Origin of the sequence: Martelella sp. AD-3, from assembly GCF_001578105.1 — a bacterium.
GTDB lineage: Bacteria > Pseudomonadota > Alphaproteobacteria > Rhizobiales > Rhizobiaceae > Martelella.
The window spans coordinates 2,021,584-2,034,033 of the sequence record NZ_CP014275.1; the positions used below are offsets into that span (position 1 = coordinate 2,021,584).

Below are 12,450 nucleotides of genomic sequence, written 5' to 3' on the forward strand. Positions count from 1 at the left end.
CCTCCGGTTTTGTACAGCGGTCACCCTTTGAATCTCAGGGAGGCAACCGGCCGAACCAGCTTGGATGGTCGCGAGCGGGTTGGTCAAGGTTAAGTGACGACAAACACATCGCAATTCACCTGAAACTGAAGTTTGCCTGTTCTGTCAGGCAGGCTATCCCGGCGTGGAATGGGGCCTGCACTGTTCCGGCTGCAGCCGGTCAGAGATTGTAGTAGAACGGCGCCAGAAGAGCGAACGCGACGGCGATGATGACCACGAGCGGAAGGCCGCCGCGCACGAAATCCGCGAAGCTGTAATGCCCTGGTCCCATGACCATAAGGTTGGTCTGGTAGCTGATCGGCGTGGCGAACGAACAGTTAGCCGCATAGATCACCGCGGCGGCAAATGCCAGCGGCGGCGCGCCGATCTGGTGGGCCATGTTGAGGGCGATCGGCATGAACAGCGCGGCCGCCGCATTGTTCGACAGAATGTTGGTCATGATCGCGACCGTGACGAACAGGATTGTGATCGCGATCACCGCCGAGGAGCCGCCGGCCAGCGCAATCCTTCTCGAACTCCATCAGATGGATCGGGTTGTCGTCCAGTTCCGCATAGATCAGCCGCGGCGAGCCGATCCGTCCTTTTTCGACCGCATCGAAGATGGTGCGCACGGAATCGCTGAAAATATTGCTCGGCGCCGCGTAAAGCCGGACCCCATGGGCGGCAGCCAGCTCAAACAGTTCCCGCGATTGCGCCAGGTCAGTGGTCAGCGGCTTTTCGGAGTAGACATGCTTGCCCCGCATCAGGGCTTTCTTGGAGACTTCGAAATGCGAACCGATATTGGTCAGATTGACGACGGCATCAATGTCAGGGTCGTCAAGCAGGGCTTCGTAGCTGTCATATGTCCTGAAACCGTAATAATCCGAGACTTTGCGCATCCGCTCGGGTTTGACATCGAAAACGCCAGCAATCTGCAGTTCGGGATGCGCTCGGATGGTCTTCATGTAAATATCGAACACGAATCCACAACCTACGAAAGCAATATTCATGCCCTTGATCGACTCCACGAAATATGTCTGAAATAGTTTTAAAGTAATATTTTTGCACAAACTCAGCGGGCCAAATTGCGGCCCGTTTCCGAGTGCGGATATTGCGGTCCGGCTGCGCAGATGTCAAGCCGAACGCCTGTCCCGGTCGCCGCCGCGCCGATGAGGCGTGCCGTCCCCAAGCGCCGCGCGCTGTCGTCCACAGGTCGTTTTCGCCGTATCATCTGCCCGGGATGGAAAAACGCTCCGGACAGCGGCTATCATCGTCGTTGAATTGGTCGCATGCCGGGTCTGGCGGAATCATGCGACCGGCGAAGAGGAGGGGATCCGCGCAGTGGTTTCGAGCAGTTCAGGGATTGATCGCACCGGCATCTGGCTGAAGGGGGACTGGCACCTTCACTCCCGGCACAGCAGCGATTCGACCAACAATCCGGTCGAAAAGATCATCGGTTTTGCCGAGCGCCACGGATTCGACTACCTGACGATCACGGATCATGATGTGCATGTGGGCGGCGATGTCGCCGGTCATACCTGGTCCGATCCGGCCTATCGCTCCGACCGGCTGCTTCTGCTCTATGGCGCAGAGCTCACCGCGCCGCGCGGTCACGTGAACCTGCTGGCCACGACGCCCTATGACCACCAGCGCTTTTTCGACCACCGCAACGACCGGGACTGGGACCTCGCGGCCCTGAAGCGGGAAAGCGCCGTCCACTGGTCGGCGAACCATCCCGTCACCAGCAACCACTACGGCTTTTCCTTTGATCTTGCCGATTCCATCGAGGTCTGGAACGGGCCGATGTGGCCGAAGAACGCGGCCAATGTCCGCGTCTGGGACAATATGCTCCTGTCCGGGCGGATGATCGGCGCGCGCGGCGGCTCGGATGCCCATCACGGTGTCCCGGACCGGCCGGAACTCGCCAGCCAATGGACGCCGGAAGCCACGATGAACTATGTGGGAACACCGACGACCTGGGTTTTTGCCCGGGAGCGCAGCGGCGACGCGCTGCTCGAGGCGCTTGTGGCCGGCCGGGCATGCGTGTGCGCCAACCCGTTCAATCCGCGCGTCGAACTTGTCGCCGATGCAGGCGGCGGCGCCGAGATGATGATGGGCGACAATGCCAAAGCCGAAGGCCAGCCGGTCTCGTTCGAGGTTCGTCTGTCCGGGGGCGGACCGGAAGGCGCGGCCTATTCGGTCAGGATCATCAAGAACAGGGAGATCTACGCGACCCTTGCCGTCGACCCCAAGACCCGCACGGCGCGATTTACCGACACGCCTGCGGCGGGCGAACGGAGCTACTATCGCGCGGAGATTGACGGGCCGCAGGCCGTCTATGCCGAAGTGCCGGATTCGATGGCGCTTTCCGCCGACAAGGTCGCGCTTTCGAACCCGCTCTATTTTAACTACGACCCGTCATTCTGACCTGCAGAAACAGGTCCTTTTCCGTCAAACGGACACTATCGCTTCCGGGTTGAAGCCGGGCGGCAACGGCTCCGGTCGTTCGATCGCGATGTTTTCCAGGCGCAGGTCCTCGACGTTGCATGCAAAGACCGCCGGCATGCCGCCGGGGTAATCGACAAGGCCGATCACCCGGCCGTCGGCGTCTTTGCGCCAGGCATTGGCGCGGCCTTCCGTTCCGGGGGCGCCCGCAAGGTCGGCGGGCGTCGGACGGAGATCGTAGCAGCGCGCCGTTCCGTGGACGCCCGGCCTCTGGTCGAGCGCCACAGTGCGGATCTCGATGTTCTCGATGTCGCCCTTACGTTCGGAATAGAGGTTGATCGCGCCTTCCATCGAGCCCGTGATGTTTTCGATGATGACGCCGCTGATCTTGCCTGCGGGCCTTGTTTCCGGACGGCGGTCGACAAGATTGATCGTCAGCGCTTCGCCCGAGCCCCAGAACCCGGGCGGCGTCTCGCGGCAATCGAGGCTGATATCCGAGAAACGGATATTCTCGACCGCTCCGCCATCGCGGGAGAAGATGCCGAGGCCGCGATTGGAGGTGGTCACTTCGCAATTCCTGAAGCTGATATCGCGGAAGTCGCCGAAGGACTCGGTTCCGATTTTCAGCGCGCAGGAATGCGAGCGCACGCGACAGTCGGCGACCTCGATCCGTTCGCATGCGCCGACGACCGTTCCGTCCGGCCGGCACGAGGTCTTCAGCACAATGCCGTCGTCGGCGGTGGAGATGTCGCAGCGAGAGACCGTTACGTCGCGGCAGCCGTCGAGCACGATCCCGTCCGTGTTCGGCATGTTGAGGGCGTTTTCGACCCGGACGTCGTTGATCGAAAGCGCCGTGCAGTTGACGAAGTGAAGCGTCCACATCGGCGAATCGATTACGCTGAAGTGCGACAGGCTGACATTGGTACAACTGTCGAGGACCAGCAGGCGGGGGCGGCGCGTTGCGGGCGTGAGCGTTCCCATCTCCGCGTCCTCGCCCGTTGCAAAATGCGTTCCGCCGCAGACGATGCGTCCCTTCCCGGTGATCGCGATGTTGCGGGCATGCGCAGCGGAGATCATCGCCCGGTCGCTGTCCTCGGCGATGACGCGCACAGGATGGGCGGCATAGGCGTCATAGTCCGGCAGAAACTGCAGCACGGCGCCATCCTCAAGCCGCAGTTCGACGTTTGAAATCAGTTCCAGGCCACCGCAAATATGGGTTCCGGCCTCCAGGATAACGACAAGCTGTGTGCTTGCAGCGGTGTGAATGGCGCGCTGGATGCGGGTCGTGGCGTCGCCGCCGGCCGCCGGAATACGAATTTCCTGCACTGACTACTCCCAAAAAAAATTTCATGACTCTCAACGCATTCAGGGAGTCAGAACTGGACAAGAGCGAAATTATTTGCAATTTTCAACCGAAATTTCTACCAATAATGCAAAAAAGAAAAGCAATGGCAGTGTAAAAAATTTCATTGCCTTGCGGGGATGGAGGACATTCTGGCCAACTATTCGAAGATCTTTCATCTCGTGGAACTGCTTTCGGAGCGGATCTTCACGCCGACGGATACCACCGTCGATCTCCTCTACCGCCAGGCGCCGCCTGCGGCGCGGGCGCGCATGCTGGAAGGGCCGCATGATGACTGGTCGCCGGTGACGCCGGACACCGTCTGGGGCGAGCCGCAGAGCTATTTCTGGTTTGCTGGCAGCGTGCTTGTACCCGATGCCCTTGAGGGCAAGCGGGTCTGCCTCGGCATCGAGGCGATGTTCGGGCGGGTGATGGGGCGCTCCGATCCGCAATGTCTCGTGCGCGTCAATGGCGAGATCGTCCAGGGCGCGGACTATAACCACCGCGAGATTCTTCTGACTGCCAGGGCGCGCGGCGGCGAGCGTTTCGACATCATGATCGAGGCCGGCACGATCGAGGACCGACGCCAGCTTGGTTTTGCCGGCCGGCTCCTTGTCCACGACCTTGAGGCCGAAGCGCTCTATTACGACCTGCGCGCGCCGCTCGATGTCGCCAAACATCTCGACATCAACGACCATCGCCGGGATTTTATCCTGAAAACCGTCTACCAAGCGATCAACGCGGTGGATTTCAGGCCCGGAAATCTCGCGCGCTTTGCCGAAAGCCTTAAGGCGGCAAGCGCGATCGCGGAGCGGATCTATAAGGCCGGCGATACCGAAATCGCCCCGCACATCACCGTCACCGGTCACACCCATATCGATGTCGCCTGGCTCTGGCGCATTCGCGAAACGCGGCAGAAGATGGCGCGCTCGATGGCGACGGCGCTCTCTCTGATGCGGGACTATCCGGAATACCGGTTCATGTACAATCAGGGCCTGCTGCTCGATTATCTGGAACAGGACTATCCGGCGCTTTTCGCCGGGATCAGGGAGCAGCACCGCGAGGGCAGGTTCGAGATCGAGGGCGCTCTGTGGCTCGAGCCAGACGCCAATATCACCTCCGGCGAATCGCTGGTCCGGCATGTGCTGCGCGGGGTCCGTTACCACGTCGAGAAATTCGGCGTTCGGCCGCGTATCCTGTGGCTGCCGGATACGTTCGGCTACTCCGCCGCCATTCCGCAGATCATGAAGCTCGCCGGGCTGACGGTCTTCGTTACCCACAAATTGTCCTGGAACGATACCAACCGCATGCCGGGCGAGGTGTTTTTCTGGCAGGGGATCGACGGCACGCGCGCGCCGACCTATTTCCTGACCACCCAACCGGCCGACAGCACCTCCATCGGCACCACTTATTGTCCGGACCTGAAGGCGAGCCATGTGATGGGCGCCTGGCGGCGCTATGCCCAGAAGGAGACCAATGACGAATTGTTCCTCGTCTACGGCTTCGGCGACGGCGGCGGCGGGCCGACGCGGGAAATGCTGGAGCATATCCGCCGGATGGAGCGCGGTATCCCGGGCTGCCCGCGCGTGTCACAGGGCTTCATGGGGCCGGTGCTCGAACGGATCGTCGGGCGAATGCATGAAAGCCCGAAGGAATATCCGGTCTGGGTCGGGGAGCTTTATCTCGAATTCCATCGCGGGACCTTCACCTCCGTCGCCAAGGTGAAGCGCAACAACCGGCGGGCCGAGGCCATGCTCCGGGAGCTGGAAGCGCTTGCGAGCCTTGCGTGGTTCTCGGCTGGCATCGATTATCCCGAGGCCGAGCTTGCCGCGCTTTGGGACATCGCGCTGCTCAACCAGTTTCACGATATTCTTCCCGGATCCTCGATCGGGCTTGTGTTTGACGACAGCGATGAGGACTACGCGACCTTTTTCGCCCGTGCGGAGGCGTTGCGGCGGCGCCTTGCGTCCTGCGTCGCGGGCGAGGGCGAGACGCTCCTGGTCAACGCGTTTGGAAGGCCGAGAGGCGGTCTGGTCAGGCTCGCTTCCGAGGCCCCCCTCCGGCTTGGCGATCGCAGCTCGCAGGTCCTGGTGTCGGCGGATGGCACGCTTTCGCAGGCGGTTCCCGTCGATGCCATTCCGGGGCTTGGCGCGGTGCGCCTGACGCTGGCCGCGTCACCCGAACCGGCGGCGGGCGACGGCGGGCTCGCGGTCACGCCGAACCGGCTCGAGAACGCGTTCCTGCGCGCCGAATTCGACGCCGGCGGACGTCTCGTTTCGCTGGTCGACAAGAAGAGCGGGCGCGAGTGCCTGACAGGCGTTGCCAACCGGTTGCAGGCCTACCGGGACTTTCCGGAACAGTTCGATGCATGGGATATCGACCGCACCTTCGAGGATCAGGTCTTCGAGATCGACGGGCTGGTGAAGGCCGATGTCGTCGAGACCGGTCCGTATCGCGCGGCCCTGCGCTTCGAATGGCGCTACGAGGCCTCGCGCATCGTTGAGGTCGTTTCACTCGAGGCGGAGAGCCGGGCGCTGGAGTTCGACAGTTTCATCGACTGGCGCGAGCACAACACGATGGTGAAGGCCGCCTTTCCGCTGGCCGTTCGCACCGCGGATTGCGATGCCGAGATCCAGTTCGGTCATGTCACCCGGCCCACCCATGCCAACACGAGCTGGGATCAGGCGCGGTTCGAGAGCCCGATGCATCGCTGGGTCTCGCTTTGCGAAGATGGCTTCGGCGTTGCGCTGCTCAATGACTGCAAATATGGCTATGACGCCCGCGACACGACGATCCGGCTGACGCTGCTGCGGTCGCCGACCTATCCCTGGCCCGAGGCGGATCAGGGCGAGCACCGGTTCCGCTATGCCATCATGCCGCATGACGGGCTCGGCTCCGTTTCCCTCGCGGCCGAGGCCTTCAATCACCCTTTGATGCCGGTCGCAGGCAGCGGCGATGGTTCCACAGCAAAGCTGACGCCGCCCTTCTCCGTCGACAACGACGCGATCGCCGTCGAATCGGTCAAGCGCGCCGAGGATGGTCGCGGACTGGTGGTGCGGCTCTGGGAGCGGCGCGGCGCGCGCCAGAACGCACGGTTGACGCTTGATACAGCCGTCAAAAAGGCGAGGGAAGTCGACCTGCTGGAGGAACCCGTTGTCGACCTCTGCCCCGAAGCGGGTATTCTGGCGCTTGGTTTTGCTCCGTTCGAGATCAAGACTCTGAAGCTGGAGCGGGAATGAGAGAGCACGCCGAGGGGAGATGATATGGCCAAGGGCGACAAAGTCGGCATGCGCGAGGTCTCCGAGCGCGCCGGCGTGGCGATTTCGACCGTTTCGCATGTGATGAACGGCACGGCGCCGATTTCGGAGGAAGTGCGCGAGCGCGTGCTGGACGCCGCCCGGGACCTCGGTTATCTGGCGCGGCGCTCCGCCAGGGCTTCAATCAATGCGGTCAACAGGGCGCTTCTCGCCGTGCCGGAAGACGCCCTGCCGGACAGCGACGTCAATCTCGTGTCGTGGACGATCCTCAATGCCCTGACGCGCGACTGCGAGGCGCGCGGGGTGCGCCTGGTGCCGCACACGCTGCGCCGCGACGACCCTGTGGACCGCGTCGGCGCGGAGGCCCGCGCCGCCAGGGCGGACGGGATCATCGTCATCAATGATGATCGCAGCGCGCTTCTCGACGCGATCGGACGATCGGGGATTCCGGCCGTGCTGATCAACGGCGAAGACCCGAACATGCATATCGACAGCGTGACGCCGGGCAATCGCTTCGCCGCCCTGAAGGCGACGCGGCTCATCCTGGACAAAGGACATCGCAGGGTCGTCCATCTGACGTGGTCTGGCCGCAAGACGGTGGAGCGCCGGCTTGACGGGTTTCTCGACGCATTCCGCGATCGCGGCCTGCCGCTTTCCGACGCGCTCGTCATCAGGGCGGAGGGGTTCGAGCCGCGGCACGGCGAGGCGGCGGTGAAAGCCTGGCTTGAGGCCCATCCCGACCGCGACGGCGCGACCGCGCTGTTCTGCGCCGCCGACAATCTCGCTTTCGGCGCCATGCGCGCGCTGAAACAGGCCGGGCTCCGCGTGCCGGAAGATCTGTCCGTCATGGGGTTCGACGGCGTGGCGCTCGGCGAACTCCACAGCCCGCCGCTCACGACCGTCAGCGTGCCGCTCGAGCAGTTCGGGCGCGCGGCGCTCGATCTTCTGGAAGCGCGCGCGAAGAGCGGGCAGGGGCCGCGCGCCGCCCACCGCGTGGAACTCGGCTGCGATCTTGTTCTGCGCGAAAGCATATCGCCGCCGGCGGCTCAACCGTTTCAGAACATTGAATAAAAAAATTTTCATGAACTGAAATGGAACGCATTTCACTTTCATGGAATTTTTTTATTGATAATTGCCGCATTTCCTTGCTAAAAAGATGTAGAAATTGGGGTGAGGCTGGCAAGTCGAGGGTTTGCTGTGCCATTTCATGTTTCGATGGGAGGATGCCAATGCAAAAAATTTTACGAACCGGTACGCTTACGCTTGCCCTTCTGGCAAGCGTTGCCATTCCGCAGGCCGCCAATGCCTTTCAGGAATCGCCGATGCTGAAAGCCATGGTTGAGGCGGGCGAGCTTCCGCCGGTCGATGAGCGTCTGCCGACGAACCCGACCGTGGTCGATGCCGTCGAGGTTGGCGAATATGGCGGTGTCTGGCACCGCGCCTATCGCGGTCCCGGCGATCGCTGGGGGCCGACCAAGCTGCTGGAAGAGCGCGTCCTGAAATATGTGCCCGACGCGGACGGCAACATCACGCTGGTGCCCGCCTATATCGAGAGCTACTCGGTCAACGAAGATTCCACTGAATTCACCTTTACCCTGCTTGAGGGGCTGAAATGGTCCGACGGCGCGCCGGTGACCACCGAAGATGTCGAATTCTGGTACAAGGATGTCTTCCTCAACAAGGCGCTGACGCCGACGATCGATCCGACCTTCTCGCCGGGCGGCGAGCCGATGAAGCTCGAGGTCAAAGATGACCGCACCTTCACCGTCAGTTTCGCCCAGCCCTATGTCTACTTCCTCAATATCCTGGCGAAGGATTCGACCGGCGAGCCAAGCCTGGACCGCCCGTCCTTCCTGTTTCCGAAACACTATCTGAGCCAGTATAACGACCATTACGCCAGCGCTGAGGATCTCTCCAAGGCGGCAGAGGAATTCGGCGTCCAGCGCTGGAGCGATCTCTGGGGCTCGAAGGGACCGGTCACCTCATGGTGGCAGAATCCGGACCTGCCGGTCATCACCGCCTGGAAGATCGAGACGCCCGCGCCGGGCAATGTCGTCACCATGGTGCGCAACCCCTATTACTGGGCCGTCGACCAGGAGGGCAACCAGCTTCCCTATATCGACCGCATTGAGCATCGCCTTTTCGAGGCGGCGGACTCGTTCAATCTGATGATCGTTCAGGGCCAGATCGACATGCAGATGCGCTACGTCAATTCGAGCGACTTCACCTTCTACAAGGAGAACGAGGAGAAGGGTGGTTACCATGTCGGCACATGGAAATCGGCCAATGTCTGGTCGTTCGTGCCGAACCTCAATGTACAGGACGAACAGCTGAACAAGCTTTTCTCCGACAAGGACTTCCGCCACGCGCTCTCCGTCGGGATCGATCGCGAAACGATCAACGAACTCGGCTTTGCCGGTCTCGGCGAGGCCCGCTCGGTATCCCCGATCTCCGGCTCGCCCTATTTCAATCCCGAATGGGAAACGCACTGGACGGAATATGACCCCGACCTTGCCAACGAGCTTCTGGACAAGATCGGCCTGAGCGAGCGCGACGACGACGATTTCCGCCTGCTTCCGAACGGCAAGCGGCTGCAGATCGTGGTCGAGGCCTATCAGGATTTTGCGGCGCCGATACTGGAGATCGCCGCCGACTATTATCGCGATATCGGCATCGAGCTGTTGCCGCGCATCATCGACCGCACCCAGTGGGACGACAACCGCGACAATAACAACTTCCAGATCCAGTACACGCCCGTCGACCGCCTCTCGGTCGTCTCCGCCGACCCGCGCAACATCATGGGCAATGACAGCTACGCCCAGCAATATTACGCCTGGTACGAGACCGACGGCGAAGCCGGTATCGAGCCGCCGCAGGAGGCCGTGATCCGGCAGATCTGGGCGGATTGGGAGAAGGCCTCCGTCGCCGGATCCATGGAAGAAGCCGATGCCGCGCTCAACAGCATGATCGGCGCCTTCGTCGACGAAGGCTATGTCATCGGTCTGGTCGGCGAGGTTTCCATCCCGGTCATCGTGAAGAACGACTTCATGAATGTCCGCAACGGGCTTGTCGAAGACGACATCACGCGCGGCGTGGGCCTCGGTCAGACCCAGCAGTTCTGGATCGACCAGAACAAGCAGTAACCGACAGGCAAAGCTCCCTCCCGAGCAAGGGTTCCGCGAGAATGCGGAGCCGGCCGGCCGCCCGTTTGTCCGCGGGCGGCCGGTGGGTGGCAATGCGGAGAGCAGACGATGGCAAACTTCCTCTGGCGACGGCTTCTATGGGCGATTCCAACCCTGATCGTCGTTTCCTTCATATCCTTCATCATCATTCAGCTTCCGCCGGGCGATTATGTCACCGCCTATGCTGCCGAGCTTCGCAACAGCGGTGAATACATCACCGCCGCCCAGGAAGATGCAATCCGCACGCAACTGGGACTGAACGATCCGATTCTCGTGCAATATGTGCGCTGGATCGGCAACATCCTTCTCCACGGCGATTTCGGCCAGTCCTTCCACTGGAACGCGCCGGTCTCCGAACTGATCTGGGGACGCCTGGCGCTGACGCTGTTGCTCTCCTCGCTGTCCCTGGTGTTCACCTGGATCATCGCCATCCCGATCGGCGTCTATTCGGCCCAGCGGCAGTATTCGATCCTGGACTATGTCTTCACCGTGTTCGGTTTTCTCGGCAAGGGCATTCCCGATTTCCTGCTGGCGCTGATCCTGATGTGGATCGGATTTGCCTGGCTCAACATCGATGTCGGCGGCCTGATCTCGCCGCGTTTCGAAGGCGCGCCGCTGTCGCTGGCGAAGATCGGCAACATCCTGGAACATGTCTGGATCCCGATCGTGGTGCTGGCGACCGGCGGCGCGGCCGGCCTCATCCGGGTGATGCGGGCCAATATGCTGGACGAACTCGGCAAGCCATACGTGGAAACGGCCTATGCACAGGGGCTTTCCGAGCGCCAGGTGGTCTGGGGCTATCCGGTGCGCGTCGCGCTCAATCCGTTCATCTCGACGGTCGGCTGGGCGTTGCCGGCGCTCTTTTCCGGCGACGTCATCACCGCCGTCGTGCTCAACCTGCCGACCACGGGACCGCTGATGCTGCAGGCGCTGAAGATGCAGGACATGTATCTCGCCGGCGCCTTTATCCTCATCCTCAGCGTCTTCACCGTCATCGGCACGCTGCTCTCCGACATTCTTCTTGCGTGGTCCGACCCGCGCATCCGTTACGCGTGAGGCCTTCATGACCTACGAGACTTCCGTTTACGCAGAAGAAAACGAACTGGCGACGGCCGAACAGGGCATCTACACCGCCAACTCCTGGAAGCTGATGTGGTGGCGCTTCCGCCAGCACCGGCTCGCGCTCGTGTCCTTGATCTTTCTGGTGTTTGCCTATCTCGTCGCGATCTTCGCAGAGATCGTCGCGCCCTATGCGCCCGATTCCATCGAGCGGCTGGAAACCTTCGTGCCGCCGCAGATGGTCCGCGTCATTCATGACGGCGAACTGACGCGCCCCTTCGTCTATGAGCTGAAGCGCACCCGGGATCCGGAGACGGCGCGCGTCACCTATGTCGTGGACAAGTCCAAGCCGCTGCCGATCAGGTTCTTCGTGCATGGCGAGAAATACAGGTTCTGGGGCATCTGGAAGGCCGACCTGCATCTCTTCGGCATCGATGCCCGCCGCCAGAAGGTCAATCTTCTGGGCACGGACTCCCTTGGGAGGGATCTGTTCTCGCGCCTCGTCTACGGCGCGCGCGTGACCCTGTCGGCCGGCTTGATCGGCGTGTTCTTCGCCTTCGTGCTCGGCCTCTTCTTCGGCTCCATCTCGGGCTATTACGGCGGCTTCATCGACACGGCGATCCAGCGCATGATGGAGTTCATCCGCTCCGTGCCGACGATTCCGCTCTGGATGGGGCTTGCGGCGGCCCTGCCGATCGCCTGGAACCCGCTCTTCGTCTATGTGCTGATCACCCTCATTCTGGCGCTGATCGGCTGGACGCATCTCGCCCGCGTCGTGCGCGGCCGATTCCTCTCGCTGAAATCCGAGGACTACGTGATGGCCGCCCGCCTTGCCGGCGCCTCGGAATACCGGGTGATCACCAAACATATGCTGCCGGCCATGACCTCCTATATCATCGCGGCGATGACGCTCGCCGTGCCGGAGATGATTCTCGGCGAGACGGCGCTGTCCTTCCTCGGTCTCGGCCTCAGGCCCCCCGTCGTCTCCTGGGGCGTGCTTCTGCAGGATGCGCAGAACCTCCGTTCCATCTCGCTCGCCCCCTGGCTGCTTGCGCCCGGACTTGCCGTGGTCGCGGTCGTGCTGGCCTTCAATTTCCTCGGTGACGGCCTGCGTGACGCGGCCGACCCCTACGGACAATAGGTTTTT

At 62.1% G+C, this 12,450-nt stretch carries 8 protein-coding genes and 1 pseudogene; 6 read left to right on the plus strand and 3 right to left on the minus strand.

The window, feature by feature from the left end; all coding sequences use genetic code 11:
* Positions 1 to 199: 199 nt before the first annotated feature.
* Both AZF01_RS23960 and AZF01_RS24725 read right to left on the minus strand, forming a co-directional pair.
* Positions 200 to 517 carry an SLC13 family permease gene (locus AZF01_RS23960; RefSeq protein WP_348245656.1) on the minus strand — a complete coding sequence of 106 codons (318 nt, stop codon included), beginning with the start codon at positions 515 to 517 and terminating at the stop codon, positions 200 to 202.
* A 223-nt stretch (positions 518 to 740) separates the two neighbouring features.
* Positions 741 to 1,028: pseudogene (locus tag AZF01_RS24725) on the minus strand (Gfo/Idh/MocA family protein); the annotation flags it as partial.
* A gap of 331 nt (positions 1,029 to 1,359) precedes the next feature.
* On the opposite strand from AZF01_RS24725, the gene AZF01_RS09435 reads away from it, so the two are divergent.
* Positions 1,360 to 2,445, plus strand: coding sequence for a CehA/McbA family metallohydrolase (locus AZF01_RS09435; RefSeq protein WP_152534608.1), 1,086 nt, complete (start codon positions 1,360 to 1,362; stop codon positions 2,443 to 2,445).
* A 24-nt stretch (positions 2,446 to 2,469) separates the two neighbouring features.
* On the opposite strand, the gene AZF01_RS09440 is transcribed toward AZF01_RS09435, so the two are convergent.
* The gene (locus AZF01_RS09440) at positions 2,470 to 3,789 is read right to left on the minus strand and encodes a glycoside hydrolase family 28 protein (RefSeq protein WP_024709472.1); all 1,320 of its coding nucleotides are present in this window, start codon (positions 3,787 to 3,789) and stop codon (positions 2,470 to 2,472) included.
* A gap of 156 nt (positions 3,790 to 3,945) precedes the next feature.
* On the opposite strand from AZF01_RS09440, the gene AZF01_RS09445 reads away from it, so the two are divergent.
* From AZF01_RS09445 to AZF01_RS09465, 5 genes are all read left to right on the plus strand, one after another.
* Entirely contained in the window at positions 3,946 to 7,044 is a 3,099-nt protein-coding gene (locus tag AZF01_RS09445) for a glycoside hydrolase family 38 C-terminal domain-containing protein (RefSeq protein WP_024709473.1), read from the plus strand.
* Between the two features lie 24 nt (positions 7,045 to 7,068).
* Positions 7,069 to 8,133 (plus strand): LacI family DNA-binding transcriptional regulator, encoded by a 1,065-nt coding sequence (locus AZF01_RS09450; RefSeq protein WP_024709474.1) that lies wholly within the window; start codon positions 7,069 to 7,071, stop codon positions 8,131 to 8,133.
* A gap of 158 nt (positions 8,134 to 8,291) precedes the next feature.
* Positions 8,292 to 10,205: an ABC transporter substrate-binding protein gene (locus AZF01_RS09455; protein ID WP_024709475.1), complete on the plus strand. Its 1,914-nt coding sequence runs from the start codon at positions 8,292 to 8,294 to the stop codon at positions 10,203 to 10,205.
* Between the two features lie 108 nt (positions 10,206 to 10,313).
* Complete coding sequence (locus tag AZF01_RS09460; RefSeq protein ID WP_024709476.1) at positions 10,314 to 11,300, plus strand: ABC transporter permease; 987 nt, start codon at positions 10,314 to 10,316, stop codon at positions 11,298 to 11,300.
* Between the two features lie 7 nt (positions 11,301 to 11,307).
* Positions 11,308 to 12,444 carry an ABC transporter permease gene (locus AZF01_RS09465; protein ID WP_024709477.1) on the plus strand — a complete coding sequence of 379 codons (1,137 nt, stop codon included), beginning with the start codon at positions 11,308 to 11,310 and terminating at the stop codon, positions 12,442 to 12,444.
* Positions 12,445 to 12,450 lie beyond the last annotated feature (6 nt).

Excerpts from the sequence above, each read along its gene's own strand:
- AZF01_RS09455 (WP_024709475.1), top strand. The coding sequence starts at position 8,292 with ATGCAAAAAATTTTACGAACCGGTACGCTTACGCTTGCCCTTCTGGCA.
- AZF01_RS09445 (WP_024709473.1), top strand. The coding sequence starts at position 3,946 with ATGGAGGACATTCTGGCCAACTATTCGAAGATCTTTCATCTCGTGGAA.
- AZF01_RS09465 (WP_024709477.1), top strand. The coding sequence starts at position 11,308 with ATGACCTACGAGACTTCCGTTTACGCAGAAGAAAACGAACTGGCGACG.
- AZF01_RS09460 (WP_024709476.1), top strand. The coding sequence starts at position 10,314 with ATGGCAAACTTCCTCTGGCGACGGCTTCTATGGGCGATTCCAACCCTG.
- AZF01_RS09450 (WP_024709474.1), top strand. The coding sequence starts at position 7,069 with ATGGCCAAGGGCGACAAAGTCGGCATGCGCGAGGTCTCCGAGCGCGCC.